The organism is Parvibaculum indicum (genome assembly GCF_011762095.1).
Taxonomy (GTDB): domain Bacteria; phylum Pseudomonadota; class Alphaproteobacteria; order Parvibaculales; family Parvibaculaceae; genus Parvibaculum; species Parvibaculum indicum.
This window is the reverse complement of the sequence record NZ_JAASQO010000006.1, coordinates 23,661-39,619: the sequence shown is the minus strand read 5'-3', so window position 1 is coordinate 39,619 and position 15,959 is coordinate 23,661. Positions and strand designations below refer to the sequence as shown.

The window sequence follows — 15,959 nt, the reverse complement described above, 5'->3', positions numbered from 1 at the left end:
CCGTTCAGGGGCAGGAAAGAGAAGAGGACGATGCGCTATTCGGGCGTGCGGACTCCAGCCTCGAGCGCCATGCGGACGAGATCGGACAGGCTGCGGGCCTGCATCTTTTCCATCACATGGGCGCGATGGATTTCGATGGTGCGGGGAGAAATGCCCAGCTCATAGGCGATCACCTTGTTCGCCCGGCCGGCGACCAGATGCTCCAGCACCTGGGCCTCCCTCGGCGTCAGCGAGGCGACGCGCTCTCTGGCTTCCTGGGCGAAGGAACTCTGGCTTTGCCGGTTCCGCGCCATATCCAGCGCGCGGGCGATGGTGTCCAGCAATTGCTGGTCGTTATAGGGTTTCTCGATGAAATCGACGGCGCCCGCCTTCATCGCCTGCACGGCGAGCGGCACGTCGCCATGCCCGGTCACGACGATCACGGGAAGGCCGTTTCCCCGCGCAACGAGTTCGGCCTGAAGCTCGAGCCCGCCCATATCCGGCATCCGCACATCGACGACGAGGCATCCGATATCCGGCGAGGCGAAACCATCGAGAAAACCGCGCGCGGAATCGAACGCCTGAACGGCGTAACCTTCCGTTTCCACAAGGGCTTGCAGCGACTCGCGGACCGCTTCGTCATCATCGACGATGAAGACCGTGCTCTCGGCAGACATTCAGAAAAACCTCAATCCGGTGTCGACGGCAGGCGGAAATGGAAGCTGGTCCCTCCGGACTCGTTCTTTTCCGCCCACAGCTCTCCGCCATGCGCATCGACGATCGACCAGCAGATGGACAGCCCGATCCCCATACCCTTTTCCTTGGTCGTGATAAAGGGCTTGAAAAGGTTCTCGGCGACCTCGGGCGCTAGGCCCGGCCCGGTATCGGCGATGCTGGTCCGGATGAAATCCTCGTCATGGCGCGACGTCGTGACGCTCAGCCTGCGCAGCGAACACTCCTGCATGGCCTCCACCGCGTTCCGGGCGAGATTGAGGATGACCTGCTGGATCTGGATACGGTCCGCGAAAACGGGCGGCAGGCCGTCTTCGAACTCGATATCGACTTTCACATCCAGATCGTCGGATCCCAGCAGGGCGAAATCGACGGCTTCCTCGACCAGCCGGTTGATGTCTTCCTCGCTGCGATTGTGGTCGCGTTTTTCCACGAAGTCGCGAAGGTGCCGGATGATCTGCCCCGCGCGGGCCGACTGGTCCGACGCCTTCTGAACCAGATCGCGCACCCGCGCGGCCTCGGGCGCCTCCATCCGGGAGAGCGTCCGCCCGGCGGCGCTGAGATAGTTCATGATGGCGGCCAGCGGCTGGTTCAACTCATGGGCGAGGGATGAGGTCATCTGCCCCATTTCGTTGAAGCGCGACATGTGAACGAGCTCGGCCTGCGATTCCTGAAGCTGTCGCGTGGCATCGCGCCTGGCCGTGATGTCGTGAACGATCCCGACGAAAACGCGCTTATCGTCGAGCTGGCCCTCGCCCACCGAAAGATAGATGGGAAATTCCGACCCGTCCTTGCGCAAGGCCATCACCTCGCGGCCGATGCCGATGATCTTTTTTTCGCCGGTATCGCGATAGGCCTTCAGATAGCCGTCATGCTCGCGCCGGTAGGGATCCGGCATGAGCATGCGGATATTCTGGCCGACCACCTCGTCGGGGAGGTAGCCGAACAGCTTTTCGCAGGCATCGTTGTAGATGAGCAGGTCGCCCCGCTCGTCGATGACGAGAATCCCGTCGACGGCGGTCTCCAGCAGCATACGAAAGAGTGTAGCGCTATCGGTGTCTTTGAAAGTCGAGCCGCTCCGCATACCGCCCCGAATACCCCATTCTCTCATTATCAGGTGTGGATTATGAGATGGGCAGCCGGGCCGGGGCAAGTATTAGATACCGCCAATAAAAAACTTCAATTTTGAGCTATCTGTAATGGCCTCGGCGGGCGGAAGACGACAGCCGGTTCACTGTCCGTCCGCCGACACAGAAGACCATATACTCTCTGTGGTTTCTGTAACCACTTTCATTAGATGCGACGCCTCGTCGATATAGGCGCGGCTGGCGGTGTGAAACCACTCACGCTGCATCGAGGCCAGATCGAGCGGCGATTTCAGCGTACTCAGCGTATCGAAGGTCTCGGCGTTCTCGTCCATCCGCTCCTTGGAAAAGCGGATGACCTCCTCTTCCCATGCCTTCACGCCTTTCGAACAGGCGGCAAGGCAGCGGGACGTCGCCAACAGCGGATCGGCGATCTGGAACTGCACCAGAGCCGCTTTTTCTTCGGGCGAGAGGGCAAAATAGCTTCGGGCGGGCTTTGCGTGAGACATGCATATTCTCCTGAACAAGAAGAAATCACCGATAATCGCGGGCGTGACCTGACCCTTCCCCAGCGTCGCCGCTTTTCTTCGCCGGTGCAACATCCGCGATCAGCATGACCGCCACGACGAAGGGACAGAGCACGAGAAAAAGCACGGCGGGCAGGGTGGCGCCGCCCCAGCCGAAGACGAGCGGCGCGGCCACGGCGGCGATGAGCCCGATGGCGGCCCACAGGCCCTCCGGCGGCAGCGCGGCGCCGGCCTCTTCGATAATCGCGTTTTCCCGGCTGCGGGGCAGCGCTCCCAGGCGATGAACGGTCATGTCGCAGATCCTCCTCCGGTTTCACCGGCAGCCGCAACGGCGCCGATGACGGCACCTTGCGCCGCGCGGACCGGGCCCTCCTTGATCCCCGTCAAAATGTCGCAGTTCGCCCCCCCCCCCCCGCAGCTCCCCTCGCCCGCCTCACGCGGGGCGCAAAACCCGATAAAAACCAAATAAAAAACCCCGCGGCCGGTGGCGGCCGCGGGGTTCGTCGGTTCAGGGACGGTCGGGATCAGGCGACGGCCTTTTCCTTCGTCTTCGCCTTTTCATAGACGAACTCGGCACTGTCGAGATCGATCAGCGGCAGCTCGTCCTTCTCTTTCCAGTAATCCTGCGTGTGACGCCATTCCGGCTTGTCGCCGCATTTCGGCAGGAGATGCATGGAGCGCATCAGATAGCCCGGATTGAAGTCTTCCGGATCGATCCAGGGGCCGAGCTTCATGTCCTTGTCTTCCGGCCGAAGCGCGACGGAGACCTTGCTGACGCCCTTCTCCTTCATGTGGTTGAGGAGACGGCAGACGAAGTCGCCGAGCAGGTCCACGCGCAGCGTCCAGCTCGCCCGGAAATAGCCGAACACCCAGACGAGGTTCGGCACGCCGGTGAACATCATGCCGCGATAGGTGACGGTGTCGGCATAATCGACCTTCTTGCCGTCGACCGCGAAGTCGATGTCGCCCAGCACGGAAAGATGGAACCCCGTCGCCGTGATGACGATGTCGGCTTCCAGCTCCTCGCCGGACTTGGTGAGGATGCCCTTTTCGGTGAAGCGCTCGATCTCGTCGGTGACGACGCTCGCCTTGCCCGACGCGATGCCCTGGAAGATGTCGCCGTCCGGCACGAAGGCGATGCGCTGGCGCCAGGGGCGGTAGCGCGGCGTGAAATGCTTCTGCACGGTTTCTTCCGGCAGGAAGAGACGCACGGCGTCGAGCAGTTCCTTGCGCACCTCTTCCGGTTCCTCGAAGGAGCGGCGGGTGAACTCGTCCTGATTGTGCAGGATTTCCTTGCGCGTGATCTCGTGGATCCAGCTTTCGTCGATCTGCAACTGACGCAGCCGGTCGGCAAGTTCGTTCTCGTTGCGGCCCGGGATGAAGTAGGTCGGCGAACGCTGCAGCAGCGTCACATGCTCGCAATCGGCGGCGATGGCGGGAACGACGGTTGCCGCCGTGGCGCCGGAGCCGATGACGATGACCTTCTTGCCCTTGTAGTCGAGATCTTCCGGCCAGGTCTGCGGATGGACGATCTGGCCCTTGTACTTGTCCATGTCCGGCCAGTCGGGCGTATAGCCTTCTTCGTGCTTGTAATAGCCCTGGCACATCCAGAGGAAGTTCGCCGTGATGCGGAAGGGTTCGTTCGTATCCAGACGGGTGCCTTCGATGGTCCAGATATTGTCCTCGCTCGACCAGCTTGCGGCATTGATCTTGTGCCGGTAGCGGATATGGCGGCCGATGTCGTTCTCCTCGATCACCTCGCCCATATATTTCAGGATCTCTTCCGCCGACGCGATCGGCGCGCCCACCCAGGGCTTGAAGCGATAGCCGAAGGTGTAGAGGTCGCTGTCGGAGCGGATGCCCGGATATTTATGCGTGAGCCAAGTCCCGCCGAAGCTCTCCAGCGTCTCGAGAACGACGTAAGAGCGGTCGGGGCACTGGTCCTGGAGGTGATAGGCGGCGCCCACGCCGGACACACCGGCGCCGACGACCAGCACGTCGAAATGTTCCGTCTGTCCGGCGCCCGCGGCCGGCCTTTCTAGCGTTTCCGTCCCTGTCATTCTTTTCTTCCCTTTTGTTTCGCCTCTTATCGACGCCGTCCGTGAGCTGCGTGCGAGGCTGGGTTTTCCATCGCGAAATTGTGGGTACTTGATTTTGACTCACGTGCGGAGCCAGTCAATCACAATCTGAAAACGTGTCATGTCAATTTGACGCAGGGATCGTGAGACGAAAAACGCCACCCTTCCCCGGCGTCCGATCATCTACCGGCAATTTGCGGGTTTCGGCCGAAATCTGGACAGGCGGCGCGAAAATCCTATGTTTCCGGCAGGCGCCGATCGGGGCGCGAACAGGGACGTACCATGAAGCTCAACGCCGACTTCGACAGGCGCGCGGCCATGCATGCCGCGGCGCAGGACTGGATCCCCTCCCCCATGCCGGGCGTGGACCGCAAGATGCTGGACCGCATCGGCGAGGAAGTGGCGCGCGCGACCTCCATCGTCCGCTATGCGCCCGAAAGCGCCTTCAGCGAGCACACCCATGGCGGCGGCGAGGAATTTCTCGTGCTGGAAGGCGTTTTTCAGGACGAGCATGGCGACTATCCGGCGGGCAGCTATGTGCGCAATCCGCCGACCTCGCATCACCGCCCGGGCGCGGCGGAGGGCTGCACCATCTTCGTGAAGCTCTGGCAGTTCGCCCCGGAAGACCGGACCTTCATCACACTCGACACGAACAAGCTGGTGCTTGAACCGGTCGACGGACAGACCGGCGCGAAAGCGACGACGCTCTTCAAGGACGACCGCGAAACCGTTCGCCTGATCGAACTGGCCCCTAACGCGCATCTCCACCTCGCACCCGAAGGCGGCATCGAGATCCTGTGCCTCGACGGCAGCTTTACCGAAGACGGCGAAGAGTTCGGACGATGGTCATGGCTGCGCCTGCCCGTCGGCGCTGCGCTTTCATTGACCGCCGGCGACAAGGGCTGCCGCCTCTGGACGAAAGAAGGGCACCTGCGCTTCGTCAACGCGCCGGTCTGAAGACCATCCGGCCGGACAAAACAAAAAACCCGCCAGGCGAAAACCTGACGGGCTTTTTTGAATGTTGGTTGCGGGGGCCCGCAGCCGCGTTTGTTAAAACTTCAGGTCCGGGAGCGCTTTTCTCTTCGGCAACCAAGCCCAGAATCCCAAGCAACGCGCCGCGTAAAACGGCCGTAAACTCGCCTCTCGCCGCGCCCGGCGTGATCACCACTTCCCCGATCAAAGCACGAACATCCGCGGCTGCTTCGGCATGCGTATCGGGGCTCGCCAGCGCATCGGTCAACCGGGCGACCTGCGCGCGGTAAAGTTCAGCGATGTTCGGATGCACGTCAGGCACGTCGGCTGGCGTCTCGGACAAGCGTGCCGTGATCTCGGCCTTCTCCCGCTCCAACTCCTCCATCCGTGTTTTCATGGAGGGCTGGTACATGCCGTCTTCGATCGCCCGCATAATGCCCTGGATCGCACGGTCGATCTTCTCGAGGGCCTGACGGTCGACCTCCCCCTGGGCACGGCGCTCCTGGTTCTGCCGGTTGGTCTGCTCGACATAGGCGCGCACTGCCCGGGCCACGGCATCGGCCGAAACGAGCTTGTCCTGCAGGCCCGCCAGAGCCCGTCGCTCGATCACCTGCCGGGCCACCGTGCGGTTGTTGTCGCACGTGCTGCGCCGGTAGTGGTTCAGGCAGCCATAGCGATCACGCGCGATGATCCCGTATTTCCCGCCGCAGCAGCCACAAGTCAGCAGGCCGGACAACAGGAAGGCTGGCCGACGCAAGCTATGGATGCGCTTCGCCCGCGCCTCCCGCACTCCGATGGTGGTTGACTCGAACTGCTTCGCAAGCTCGGCCTGCCGGTCTTTCGCTGCGCGCCAGAGCGCGTCATCCACGATGCGCAGCTCCGGGACATTCGTCCTGATCCATTCGGTTTCGGGGTTCGGCCGCGAGACACGCCGGCCGGTGCTCGGATCCTTGACGTAGCGTTGACGGTTCCAGACGAGTACGCCGACGTAGAGCTCGTTGTTGAGAATGCCGGTTCCGCGGGAGACATGACCGCGGATCGTCGTATCTCCCCAGGCGCGGCCGAGCGGACCGGGAACGCCCTCATGATTCAGGTCGGCCGCGATCGCCCGTGGGCTCCGTCCGGCCGCAAATTCGCGGAAGATGCGCCGGACGATCCGTGCTTCGGCCTCGTTGATCGCACGCTCGCCGCGGAGCGGCTCGCCCTCGCCGTTCGTGCGCTTGACAACGTCATAGCCGTAGCAGAGTCCCCCACCCGCCTTGCCCTTCTCGACGCGCCCCTGGAGACCGCGATGGGTCTTGGCCGCGAGATCCTTCAAAAAAAGCGCGTTCATCGTGCCTTTCAGTCCGACATGCAGCTCGGAGATGTCCCCCTCGGCCAGCGTGACGATCTGCACGCCGGCGAAGCGCAGATGCTTGAACAAGGTCGCGATATCGGCCTGGTCGCGGGAGATGCGGTCGAGCGCCTCGGCCAGCACGATGTCGAACTTCCTCTGGCGGGCGTCTTGCAGGAGCGCCTGAATGCCCGGCCGCAAGGTCACGCTGGCACCCGAGATGGCCGGATCCTGGTAGGTGTCTACGACGCGCCACTTCTCGCGTACGGCGTGGTCGCGGCAAACGCGGAGCTGATCATCAATCGAGGCAACGCTCTGATTGTCGGAGGAGTAGCGGGCGTAGAGCGCAACCTTGATCATCGTCATCAATCCCCTTTATCGGCGGACGCCGCTGCTCCGGCGCTGCTCGCTCAATTCCAGGAACTTCTCCTTAACCTGCCCGAAAAGGCGCGGTGGGATGAAGCCGTAACTGAACACGTCAGGACGGCCGGGTAACGGAGCGAGGCCGCCGTTCGGCCATTCATCCACGTTGTACTCCGATACGATCACCCAACTCGGCGCATCGTCCAGCCCGAGCACCTGCTTCACCCTCGCCGGGATCTCGATGCCGACCGTGTCATTGTCCGGCGGCGAGTGCGTGATCGGCAGAATGACCACGAACCGCGGGCGCAGGCTGGAGTCGCTCGCTGCCACCAGGCAAGCCGGACGCTCCTTTCCCTGATCGCGGCCGGCGGCGGCCTCATGGGACCAGAGATAGTCGTAGCGGATCACCAGACCCGGTTTCGGCTCCGGGAGAGCCACCGGCCCCGCCTCACTTCATGAGGTCGTCCAGCGGCGCATGCTCCGGGTCCATCTCGGCCCGGCGCACGGCGTCCACGACAACCTCTGGCGCCTCCGTCGTCCGGCCGGTCCGGCGCGCCGCCGCCACCAGCCAGTCATAGTGGTCGGCCGACATCAGGACCAGTTCGCGCCGGCCATGGCGGGTGATCTCGACCGGCTCCCGCTGGGCCTGATGCTGGAACTCGCCAAACTTGCGCTGAAATTCCATCGCCGTGGTTCGAGCCATAATATCCTCAGCGTGCAACATTCTAACCATCTGTATTCTCCGTATAATGCGAGGATTGTCAAGTCTGATGGGCTCAAGGCCGTCCATGTCACTCATCGCGCGGCTCGTTGTCATTGACCGGAGGCGGATGCTTGGCATGCTCTCGCGCCAGATGCCGGCCGATCGCCTCGGCGATGCGGCCGATGCGAGGATCGAGGGGCTCGCCACCCGCCCGACCGTTGTCATTGGCGGGCACCCTGGGCTCCGACTGGCGATCGCTCCTCGTCATGGCGCATCCCTTCCAAGGGGGAACCGATTGACCAGTTCACCCAAGTAGAGATTCACCAGAGTGGCAGAATCTAAAATCGCCTTTATGCGCGCCCTCTTACGCGCTCTTCGGATGATTCTTCGAAGAGCGGGCTGGAGCGTATAAGAACGCACTGAAGCCAAGAGAAGAACGGGCCTAGCCCATTCAACGACGCTTCTCTTGGGTGTACTCCTCGAAGCTCGAAAAAGACCGTCGCCCTTTGGAGGCGTTCAACTTGGCAAGACGCGTCTTCATGATCCGCCCTTGGAGATACGCGCACAGATCGGCGAAATCCTCCATTGAAAGCAATTTCCACTGCGATCCGAACTTGTGTTCGATGTTCTTAGAAATCGCCCCGTAGCTGAACTTGGTTGCGCGGGTCGGCTCCTTGGATGCGAACTCGTTGTAACGGTTGATCAAGTGCTGAATGTAACGGCTGGTATTTTGATCGGCCCCAATCGTACCCGCAGCAGGGTGGATGGTAACGGCTCGGCGGGACGCCTTCAGACTGACGGTGCTCCCCACGATGGCACCCGGGCTGTCAACCACGACGTTCCCGCTGTTGTTGTTGACTTCGACGCGCCGCATCGCATTCAGTAAAATCTTGGCATAGAAGGCATCGTTCGGTTGCTCGGGTCGGCCCAGCCGCGCCGCCTGGATGGCTTTGATTTCCTGTAGCGCCTCGACGGAGTACACGTCCGGTTCTGCGTCGACGACCTTGTGATGCCGCCGACAGAGCAGGATCAGATTGTCGAAGGCATGCCGTTCCGCCTCCGACTGCGTCTCATCGAACCGCGGGCCGCCTCTGCTTTGCGCGCGGATATGGCAAACTTCTCCGGTAATCGTCCCTGCGTCTTCGACGATAGGCGACGGGCAATCGGGAAACGCGCATACGTTTCCGGACAGCGCAAACAGTCTTCGTATCGTCTTTTCCGAAGGTCCCGACAAATGCCCCTCCCGAACCCATTCAAGTGATCAAGTGTATTGATCCGAAGCTATACTACTACTGTTGTGCCGTGGTCCCGTCCGTCGCGATGGGAACATGTCCGGAAAAAGCCCAAGGGCGATGCGACCGATGATACTCTGTGGATCGTCCTGACGGACGGCGAGCGCCGTTGCCAACTTCGCTTGAACGCTTCGGGCCTTCAGCGCTTCACTACGACCGGCAAGCTCGGCAAACCGACGCACGAGGCGCGCGTAGCGATGCCGTCGGCCGGCATAGAAGAAGGTATTCAGCACTTCGACCAGGTTCTTCTGCTGAGAGCCGACCGGATGACCGTCCAGCAGCGAAAGCAGGCAGTTTATCAGGGAATCGATGTCGGCCTCTTCGAGCGCGTAACTATCGGTGTCGCCGAGAGACAGCTTGGTGACGAGCTCGGCGAGAAGCGTTTCACGCTCCGGCCATCGCGTACCGTGGTCGCCAGTGGCGGCTCGCCATCGGGTGAGAAAATCTTCATGCCAGGGCGGCGCCGGCGCGACGGCAAAAGCGCGGCCACTCGGGAGCCAGTACAGCTCGGACAGTCTGACGAGCTTGGACATCCACACATGATCGCGCGTCCAGAATGCGCGAAGAACTACCTCGCCTTCTTGCCGGGAGAGGCGGACCGTCTCGTCATCCATCGCGAACAGGTTTTTGTTGTGCGAATAGAATATGTCCTCGAAGGAGCTGAGCAGGCGGCCATCCACGGGCGGCGGCTCGAAATTCCACGTCAGCCACAGAAGCCGATAGGCCTGGCTGTCATAGAAATCCTCGCGCTGGATGATGATCGGGATCTGCGTCGTCGCGAGCTGGACCTCCACGACGATCGGCGAGCCGTCGTAGACGGCACGCACATCGGGGCGCCGACGGCCACTGTCGGTGACAAGATATTCGTCAACGATCACGCTGCCCGGTCTGGTGCGGGCATCCGCGTTCAGCAACTCCCCGACAATGTTCTTGATCTTCGCGTGGAGCGGGCTCTCTTGAGCGCCGTCGAACTGCCGGCCACTGATGCCATCCACGTCAGACGGCACCCCTGTCCACCATGGGCAGTCCTCGGGGGCGCCGGGATGATGCTTCCAATATGGGAGGCCGGTACGCGGCTCGCGCGGCGCATAAACCGCGTGCCCGCATAGACCACACGCATAGCGCGGCCGATGATCGAGCCGGGCCCTGGTCGCCAGTCTGCGGATGACTTGATAGTCATCCTTATGCATGCCCATCAAGTCTTCACTGGAGATGGACTGCATGGTCTCCAGATCGACAGCTTGTTTCAGCGTTCTTCTGAATCGCCGTTCCGCCATAGCCACGAACAGTCTCGATCAGTTCTCGCTCTCTGGCATGGAGCGACCGGCATCATATCGGGGAATCCATTCTATGAGGATTTGTATCGCAGAGGGCTGGGAGGGCCGGCCCTCTCGATACCCCTGCGTTGCCGCGACGCTCCGGCGCTTGGTACCCCGCGCTGGGCGGTGCAGAACTCGGGGCCATTGATCCATGACTGTCGGCGCATGTTCCGCCTTCAGAAGTACCTTGAACCTCGACCATTTTGTCCGAAGAATGTCGCATTCTTCGGACTCTCTTGCATCTGTCCGAAAAATGTATCATATTTCGGACATGCCTTCCATGACGCGAAAGAGCGACCTCCGCTCCCGGTTGCTCGACCGGATTGAATCCAACCCCGATCAGGTCTGGACACCCGGCGACTTCGCCGACCTCGGCAGCCGCGCCGCTATAGACAAGACCCTGCAGCGCCTCGCGTCCGCCGGCGAACTGCGCCGAATCGACCGAGGCCTCTACGACAAGCCGCGTAAGAACGAGCTGACCGGTCGCCCGACCGTCCCGGACTATCGCGCCGTCATCCGCGCCGTCGCCCGCCGCGACAAAGCGCGTACCGTCATCGACGGTATGACCGCCGCCAATGATCTTGGACTCACCACCGCCGTGCCGGCCCGGATCGAAGTGCTCGTGGATGCGCGCCTGAAACCGATCAAGCTCGGCAGTCAGGAGATCCATTTCAAGTTCGCCGCGCCCAGCCGCCTCTACTGGGCCGATCGGCCTGCCGTGCGCGTTGTCCAGGCGCTACACTGGATGCAGGACATGCTGGACCAGGATAGCGAGCGTCGGCGCGTCCGGACCGTGTTGCGCCGCCTCTTCGCCGACCCTCGACATGGCCAAGCGATCCGCGACGATCTGCGGGCCGGCCTCTCCGCCTTGCCGATCTGGATGCAGGAGTTCCTGCGCGGGCTGCTGGACCCAGCCGAGACGGACGAGGCACGGCAATGACCTCCGCGGCCTTCAAACAGATCATCACTGCAGCGCCGCGTGACCGGCTCGACCTGTTTCTCGCTACCGCCAATCGGCTCAGCGCGCCAGTCGGCAATGTCGAAAAAGACTTCTGGGTCTGCTGGACGCTGAACGCGCTCTATCATGAACGACCGGCTGACGGACCACGGCTCCTGTTCAAGGGCGGCACCTCGCTGTCGAAAGCCTATGGCCTGATCCGGCGTTTTTCCGAAGACATCGACGTTACCGTTTTTCGCGACGACCTGGACGAGACGGCATCGGTCGAGGAACTTGAGGCCCTGTCGAACAAGAAGCGTCGGGCCAGACTGGATGCAATCCGGGACGCATGCCGGGCTTACATCACCGACCCGCTCCGGGAATTCCTCAGCGCCCAACTCGCCGACGCCACCGGCGGCGCCGGCCATATTGAGATCGACGAAGCCGATCCGGACGGCCAGACATTGCTCGTCTGGTATCCCGAGGTCGAGCCGCGCGATGATGCCTATGTCCGACCAGCCGTGCGAATCGAATCCGGCGCAAAATCGGCTCTCGATCCCAACCGCCCCGTCACGGTCCGGCCTTATATCAGTGAGGAAACCGAAGGGTTGGACCTGACGATTGCCAGCGTGACCACCATCGAAGCGACCCGTACCTTCTGGGACAAGGTCGTGATCGCCCATGGGCTACGCCGCTGGCACGAACGGCGCGGCGTCCTCCGCCAGGAAGGCCAACGTGTATCGCGGCATTATTACGACCTCCATTGCCTGCTGGACTCGGAGGTCGGAAAAACGGCACTCGCGGACCGCGACCTCGGTGCCGACTGCGTGCGCCATGCACGCATGTTTTTCAACCGTCCCGATTTTGATCTCGCAAACGCGGTTCCCGGCACATTCGCAATCGCCCCCACTACCGGGATGATTGACGCCCTCCGCCGCGACTACGCGAACACCACCGCCATGATCTTTGGAGCGGCTCCCGAATTCGAGAAGATTCTGGCATCCGCCAAGAAGATCGAGCAGGTTCTAAATGATGGAGCTTAGCCGAAAATCGCGACATCGCCTGTATCGCGCGACCGAAATCATTCGAGCCGCCGTCGCGTCCATACGAGCTGGGCCATCCCACCGTCAGCGGCCTCAAACATGGCCGCAGAGATCGGTTCCACCATACTCGGATCGTCCAGGCGAACGCTGAGATAGTCCCGCGGGTTTTCTCCGCTCGTGCGCTCGCGCCAGGCAGCCCCGAGTTCCGAGCGCCCGGCGAACACCCGGAAGTCCGGTGCCCGGTCGTTGTCGCGGTTGTCGTTGGGGACGAACCGCGCCTTCACGTCGATGGTGAGTGTGCGGATGGTCCCGGTCCAACCGCCGTCCTTGGTGGGCGTAAATGTCCCGATGATCGACATGGCTTTGCCTCCTTCCGTTAACGGTTAGCCGCGCTTCGGGGACGAGCGCTCTCGTCGCGCCTTCGCAAATCCGCGGTCGGCGGCGAGGAAGCTCTCCAGCATGTAGGGGATGAGCTCGGCGACGGGCTCCGCCTCGCCATAGGTCTCGCGGTAGAGCTCGGCATAGGCCTGGAGCGCCTTGTTCAGCTCGGGCGTGACCGTGACGGTGATCTTGACCGGCGTCCGGTCGGGGAGCTTGGACAGCTTCAGGTCGGGCATGGCTCTATTTCCTCCGTCAGCCGCGATAGGGTCTCAGCACCAGGTCCTTGTGGACGATGACACGCAGCGGCCAGCCAGGCCGGACGGTGATGGTCGGCTGGATGTTGAGGTTGCGCTCGGTGATGCGCTGGCCGGCGCGGTTGGCGTCGCGCTGGGCGGACTCGCGGATCGCCCGGAGGAGATCGCCTTCCTCCCCGCCGAAGGTCAGCTCGGTGCCGACGCCCAGCAGCGTCGAGAGCGCCACGCCGGCGACCAGCCGCCAGGTGTGGTAGTCGACCTCGTCCTCGAGCCCGGCATAGCCCGCGGTGTCGGTCGCCGGCAGGTTCTCGATCACGACCGAGGAGCCGTCCGGCATAACGATCCGGTTCCAGATCACCAGCGCCCGGCTCTGGCCGAAGGCGACGACACTGTCGTACTTACCGATCAGGCGCGCGCCCTGCGGGATCAGGAGATGCCGGCCGGTCGGCGTGTCGTAGACGTTACCGGTGACCTGGGCGATAACCAGTCCCGGCAGGTCGGAGTTGATGCCTGTAACGAGGCTCGCCGGGATCGCCGTGCCGGCCATCACCACGTAGGGCGAGATGAGATCCTGTAACGGATGCGGGTTGTAGACGGCGTCGTCGACACGCTGCTCCAGGAAGTCGAGCTTGCGGCCCTGATGGTTCTGGTCGCGAGTCGGGTCGAGCGCGAGGCGGTTGCCGGCATCCGAATCTACGGTCGAGCGATCGGTACCCTGCCCCGCTGCCGGGTTCGTCGTTGTATCGTCAGCTCCCTGCCGCGCGGAGATCTGGAAGAACACCTCCGACTCGCGCGCCTTCCGCGCCTGCTGCGCGAGACGCAGGCGTTCGGCCCGGGCGGCATCAGCCTCCGGGTCGGGGCGGAACGCCGTGCCCGCACCCCCCGGCGGGACCACGCCGAGGTTGCGCTCCATGTCGACCACGGGCGGCCCGACGTCGCCGGGTAGCGGCGGTCCGAGTGCGGGCGCCGACTTCGGCATGTCCCCATAATCACGGGGCAGCTCGGCCAAACCTTCGGCGGTCGGCTTGTTCTGGGTGCTGTAGAGTTCGTCGCCGCGCCGGTCCTCGCGGAACGTCGGCGGGTCGAGCGCGACCAGTGTCGCGCCGAGAATCGCCGCCGAGCCGAGTGCCGCACCCGCAATCAGGACCTTGCGGTTGAAGCGCGTGACGGGCCGCGGCCGGGCTCGCAGCGTCAAGCTCTCCGGGTCGGTCTTCGGCGGGTTGCCGCCCGGTTCGGCCTGGTCCGACATCACCGGACCTCCGTCTCGTCCCGCGCCGGCGCCGCGTTCACCTGGCGCCCGTCCGTGCGATTGATCCGGACCACCTGTTGCGGATCCTCGCCGAGGCGAAGCTCGGCCGCGGCGAACAGGCGGTCGACGATGTAGTAGTTGCCGCGTACCCGGTAGTTGACGAGCTCCGCCCCGCCCTCGGGGCCGACCACGAACAGTGGCGGCGCCTCGCCCTGGTCGATGCGCCGGGGGAACTCGATGTAGACCTTATAGGTGTCGTCGAACGCCCGCAGCGGTCGCCACGGCGGATTGTCGCCGGTGATCTCATAGCGGAAGCGCAGGCGATCGAGCGCGAGATCCTGCGCGACACTCTGCGTCTCGTTCGCCCGCTCGTTCTGCCGGCGGAGGGTGACGAGCTCTTCCTGCGGATAGTGCCAGGAGACCGAGGCCATGTAGGTCTCCTCGGTGCTCTCCAACTCCAGGTGATAGGCGCGCCGGTCAGTGGTGATGACGAGGTTGGTCCGCAGGTCCGGCGCCACCGGCTTCACCAGCACATGGACCTGCTGCCGCTCACCGGTGCCGCTGGTGGTATCGCCCACCACCCAGCGCACCGTGTCGCCGGCCGAGACCGCGACCAGCTCCTCACCCGGCTGCAGCGCAATGTCGCTCACCTGCTCCGGCGACGCATAGAGGCGGTAGAGCGCGCCCTTCGTGAAGGGGTAGACTTGGATTGCGTTGATATAGCCGTCCTCGGTCGGCTCCAGGCGCGCGGCATCGTTCGCGTCGTCGACCCGATCCTTCGGCGGCCTCTTGTCGGGCGAGGCCGGCTCGTCCTTCGGCGCCGGCTTGAGCTGTCCCGGCAACGGCAACGGCTCGGGCACCGCGACGATCTCGACCGGCCTGGGCGGCTCGGACTCGACGGCGGCCGGCACGAAGTCGCCGGTGTCGTAAGTGATCTCGGGTGGTGGCGTGCCCTTGGCGGCGCAGGCGGCGAGCGCCAGCGCCGACACGCCGCACAGCAGGCTGCGGATGGGAGTCATGGCGTTTCTCCGGGGTTTAGCTCGCGCGACCAGTCGAGGCCGTGGACGTAAATGCCGAGCGGGTTCTTGCGCAGCGTCGCCACCTCGCGCGGCTGGCGGATGACGATGGAGAGGATGCCGGTCCAGCGCTCGGTCTTGGCGAGGCTGCCGCCCTCCCAGGTCCGCTCGGTCCATTTCACCTGGAAGGACTCGTCCGAGGCGCGCACCACGCTCGTCACCTCGACGGAGACGCTGCGCTCGCCCACCGCCTTGAACGGGTCGTTGACGCGGGCGAACTCGTTGAGGGTCTGGGCGGCTCGGTCGGTGGCGTAGTCGTAGGCCTCGAGCCAGCGCTTGCGCACGACGATGGGGTCGATGGAGAGCGAGCGGACGTTGCGCACGAAGCGCGCCAGATGGTGGGCGATCTGGGCATCGGTCGGCTCGTAGGGCTGGATGGCCGGCGCCACGGCCTGGGCGGCGCCGAGCGCGTCAACCTCGACGACATAGGGCGTGATCCGGCTCTGCGCCGACTGCCAGATGAGGGCTCCCGCGAATCCGGTGGCGAGCGTCAGGCAGAAGAACGCCATGAGGCGCCAGTTCCGCGCCTGCACGCGCGCCGAGCCGAGACGTTCGTCCCAGAGCTGGGCCGCTTTCTGGTACGGGGTGACGGGCTCGGGGGTATCGCCATAGCGGTTGGTCGCACGCCGGAACATG

General features: G+C 63.6%; 19 protein-coding genes. 3 read left to right on the top strand and 16 right to left on the bottom strand.

What is annotated here, in order from left to right:
* Positions 1 to 35: 35 nt before the first annotated feature.
* From fixJ to FHS78_RS08855, 5 genes are all read right to left on the bottom strand, one after another.
* Entirely contained in the window at positions 36 to 656 is a 621-nt protein-coding gene (fixJ, locus tag FHS78_RS08875) for a response regulator FixJ (RefSeq protein WP_167093332.1), read from the bottom strand.
* An 11-nt stretch (positions 657 to 667) separates the two neighbouring features.
* Complete coding sequence (locus FHS78_RS08870) at positions 668 to 1,795, bottom strand: PAS domain-containing sensor histidine kinase (RefSeq protein ID WP_167093330.1); 1,128 nt, start codon at positions 1,793 to 1,795, stop codon at positions 668 to 670.
* A gap of 147 nt (positions 1,796 to 1,942) precedes the next feature.
* Positions 1,943 to 2,305 carry a phasin family protein gene (locus FHS78_RS08865; protein WP_167093328.1) on the bottom strand — a complete coding sequence of 121 codons (363 nt, stop codon included), beginning with the start codon at positions 2,303 to 2,305 and terminating at the stop codon, positions 1,943 to 1,945.
* Positions 2,306 to 2,330: 25 nt separating this feature from the next.
* Positions 2,331 to 2,615, bottom strand: coding sequence for a hypothetical protein (locus tag FHS78_RS08860; RefSeq protein ID WP_167093326.1), 285 nt, complete (start codon positions 2,613 to 2,615; stop codon positions 2,331 to 2,333).
* A gap of 232 nt (positions 2,616 to 2,847) precedes the next feature.
* Entirely contained in the window at positions 2,848 to 4,383 is a 1,536-nt protein-coding gene (locus FHS78_RS08855; protein ID WP_167093324.1) for a flavin-containing monooxygenase, read from the bottom strand.
* 300 nt (positions 4,384 to 4,683) lie between these two features.
* On the opposite strand from FHS78_RS08855, the gene FHS78_RS08850 reads away from it, so the two are divergent.
* Complete coding sequence (locus FHS78_RS08850) at positions 4,684 to 5,358, top strand: cupin domain-containing protein (RefSeq protein WP_167093323.1); 675 nt, start codon at positions 4,684 to 4,686, stop codon at positions 5,356 to 5,358.
* Here FHS78_RS08850 and FHS78_RS08845 read toward each other — a convergent pair.
* The 6 genes from FHS78_RS08845 to FHS78_RS08820 all read right to left on the bottom strand — a co-directional run bounded on the left by FHS78_RS08845 (position 5,342) and on the right by FHS78_RS08820 (position 10,341).
* Positions 5,342 to 7,072, bottom strand: a complete 1,731-nt coding sequence (locus FHS78_RS08845) for a recombinase family protein (RefSeq protein WP_246220415.1) — start codon at positions 7,070 to 7,072, stop codon at positions 5,342 to 5,344. The genes FHS78_RS08850 and FHS78_RS08845 overlap by 17 nt on opposite strands.
* Before the next feature lie 9 nt (positions 7,073 to 7,081).
* The gene (locus FHS78_RS08840; RefSeq protein ID WP_343041944.1) at positions 7,082 to 7,477 is read right to left on the bottom strand and encodes a hypothetical protein; all 396 of its coding nucleotides are present in this window, start codon (positions 7,475 to 7,477) and stop codon (positions 7,082 to 7,084) included.
* 40 nt (positions 7,478 to 7,517) lie between these two features.
* Positions 7,518 to 7,772: a type II toxin-antitoxin system prevent-host-death family antitoxin gene (locus FHS78_RS08835; protein ID WP_167093319.1), complete on the bottom strand. Its 255-nt coding sequence runs from the start codon at positions 7,770 to 7,772 to the stop codon at positions 7,518 to 7,520.
* An 88-nt stretch (positions 7,773 to 7,860) separates the two neighbouring features.
* On the bottom strand, positions 7,861 to 8,040 hold the full coding sequence (locus FHS78_RS08830; RefSeq protein WP_167093317.1) for a hypothetical protein: 180 nt from the start codon (positions 8,038 to 8,040) through the stop codon (positions 7,861 to 7,863).
* A 183-nt stretch (positions 8,041 to 8,223) separates the two neighbouring features.
* On the bottom strand, positions 8,224 to 9,006 hold the full coding sequence (locus FHS78_RS08825) for an HNH endonuclease signature motif containing protein (RefSeq protein ID WP_167093315.1): 783 nt from the start codon (positions 9,004 to 9,006) through the stop codon (positions 8,224 to 8,226).
* A 27-nt stretch (positions 9,007 to 9,033) separates the two neighbouring features.
* Positions 9,034 to 10,341 (bottom strand): DUF6035 family protein, encoded by a 1,308-nt coding sequence (locus FHS78_RS08820; protein WP_167093670.1) that lies wholly within the window; start codon positions 10,339 to 10,341, stop codon positions 9,034 to 9,036.
* Between the two features lie 322 nt (positions 10,342 to 10,663).
* On the opposite strand from FHS78_RS08820, the gene FHS78_RS08815 reads away from it, so the two are divergent.
* Entirely contained in the window at positions 10,664 to 11,323 is a 660-nt protein-coding gene (locus FHS78_RS08815; RefSeq protein WP_205305260.1) for a DUF6088 family protein, read from the top strand.
* The gene (locus FHS78_RS08810; RefSeq protein ID WP_167093311.1) at positions 11,320 to 12,363 is read left to right on the top strand and encodes a nucleotidyl transferase AbiEii/AbiGii toxin family protein; all 1,044 of its coding nucleotides are present in this window, start codon (positions 11,320 to 11,322) and stop codon (positions 12,361 to 12,363) included. The genes FHS78_RS08815 and FHS78_RS08810 overlap by 4 nt, the downstream gene beginning before the upstream one ends.
* A 38-nt stretch (positions 12,364 to 12,401) precedes the next feature.
* On the opposite strand, the gene FHS78_RS08805 is transcribed toward FHS78_RS08810, so the two are convergent.
* From FHS78_RS08805 to trbF, 5 genes are read right to left on the bottom strand one after another with little or no spacing between them, the layout of a single operon-like run.
* Complete coding sequence (locus tag FHS78_RS08805; protein ID WP_167093309.1) at positions 12,402 to 12,722, bottom strand: DUF736 domain-containing protein; 321 nt, start codon at positions 12,720 to 12,722, stop codon at positions 12,402 to 12,404.
* A 24-nt stretch (positions 12,723 to 12,746) separates the two neighbouring features.
* Positions 12,747 to 12,980, bottom strand: a complete 234-nt coding sequence (locus tag FHS78_RS08800) for a DUF2274 domain-containing protein (protein ID WP_067556969.1) — start codon at positions 12,978 to 12,980, stop codon at positions 12,747 to 12,749.
* A gap of 16 nt (positions 12,981 to 12,996) precedes the next feature.
* A complete protein-coding gene (locus FHS78_RS08795; protein ID WP_167093307.1) occupies positions 12,997 to 14,247 on the bottom strand; it encodes a TraB/TrbI/VirB10 family type IV secretion system protein in 1,251 nt (416 codons plus the stop codon).
* The gene (trbG, locus tag FHS78_RS08790) at positions 14,247 to 15,266 is read right to left on the bottom strand and encodes a P-type conjugative transfer protein TrbG (RefSeq protein ID WP_167093305.1); all 1,020 of its coding nucleotides are present in this window, start codon (positions 15,264 to 15,266) and stop codon (positions 14,247 to 14,249) included. The genes FHS78_RS08795 and trbG overlap by 1 nt, the downstream gene beginning before the upstream one ends.
* Positions 15,263 to 15,958, bottom strand: coding sequence for a conjugal transfer protein TrbF (trbF, locus tag FHS78_RS08785; RefSeq protein ID WP_167093303.1), 696 nt, complete (start codon positions 15,956 to 15,958; stop codon positions 15,263 to 15,265). Before trbF ends, trbG begins: the two co-directional genes overlap by 4 nt.
* Position 15,959 lies beyond the last annotated feature (1 nt).

Excerpts from the sequence above, each read along its gene's own strand:
- fixJ (WP_167093332.1), bottom strand. The coding sequence starts at position 656 with ATGTCTGCCGAGAGCACGGTCTTCATCGTCGATGATGACGAAGCGGTC.
- FHS78_RS08870 (WP_167093330.1), bottom strand. The coding sequence starts at position 1,795 with ATGCGGAGCGGCTCGACTTTCAAAGACACCGATAGCGCTACACTCTTT.
- FHS78_RS08865 (WP_167093328.1), bottom strand. The coding sequence starts at position 2,305 with ATGTCTCACGCAAAGCCCGCCCGAAGCTATTTTGCCCTCTCGCCCGAA.
- FHS78_RS08860 (WP_167093326.1), bottom strand. The coding sequence starts at position 2,615 with ATGACCGTTCATCGCCTGGGAGCGCTGCCCCGCAGCCGGGAAAACGCG.
- FHS78_RS08855 (WP_167093324.1), bottom strand. The coding sequence starts at position 4,383 with ATGACAGGGACGGAAACGCTAGAAAGGCCGGCCGCGGGCGCCGGACAG.
- FHS78_RS08850 (WP_167093323.1), top strand. The coding sequence starts at position 4,684 with ATGAAGCTCAACGCCGACTTCGACAGGCGCGCGGCCATGCATGCCGCG.
- FHS78_RS08845 (WP_246220415.1), bottom strand. The coding sequence starts at position 7,072 with ATGACGATGATCAAGGTTGCGCTCTACGCCCGCTACTCCTCCGACAAT.
- FHS78_RS08835 (WP_167093319.1), bottom strand. The coding sequence starts at position 7,772 with ATGGCTCGAACCACGGCGATGGAATTTCAGCGCAAGTTTGGCGAGTTC.
- FHS78_RS08830 (WP_167093317.1), bottom strand. The coding sequence starts at position 8,040 with ATGACGAGGAGCGATCGCCAGTCGGAGCCCAGGGTGCCCGCCAATGAC.
- FHS78_RS08820 (WP_167093670.1), bottom strand. The coding sequence starts at position 10,341 with ATGGCGGAACGGCGATTCAGAAGAACGCTGAAACAAGCTGTCGATCTG.
- FHS78_RS08815 (WP_205305260.1), top strand. The coding sequence starts at position 10,664 with ATGACGCGAAAGAGCGACCTCCGCTCCCGGTTGCTCGACCGGATTGAA.
- FHS78_RS08810 (WP_167093311.1), top strand. The coding sequence starts at position 11,320 with ATGACCTCCGCGGCCTTCAAACAGATCATCACTGCAGCGCCGCGTGAC.
- FHS78_RS08805 (WP_167093309.1), bottom strand. The coding sequence starts at position 12,722 with ATGTCGATCATCGGGACATTTACGCCCACCAAGGACGGCGGTTGGACC.
- FHS78_RS08800 (WP_067556969.1), bottom strand. The coding sequence starts at position 12,980 with ATGCCCGACCTGAAGCTGTCCAAGCTCCCCGACCGGACGCCGGTCAAG.
- FHS78_RS08795 (WP_167093307.1), bottom strand. The coding sequence starts at position 14,247 with ATGTCGGACCAGGCCGAACCGGGCGGCAACCCGCCGAAGACCGACCCG.
- trbG (WP_167093305.1), bottom strand. The coding sequence starts at position 15,266 with ATGACTCCCATCCGCAGCCTGCTGTGCGGCGTGTCGGCGCTGGCGCTC.
- trbF (WP_167093303.1), bottom strand. The coding sequence starts at position 15,958 with ATGTTCCGGCGTGCGACCAACCGCTATGGCGATACCCCCGAGCCCGTC.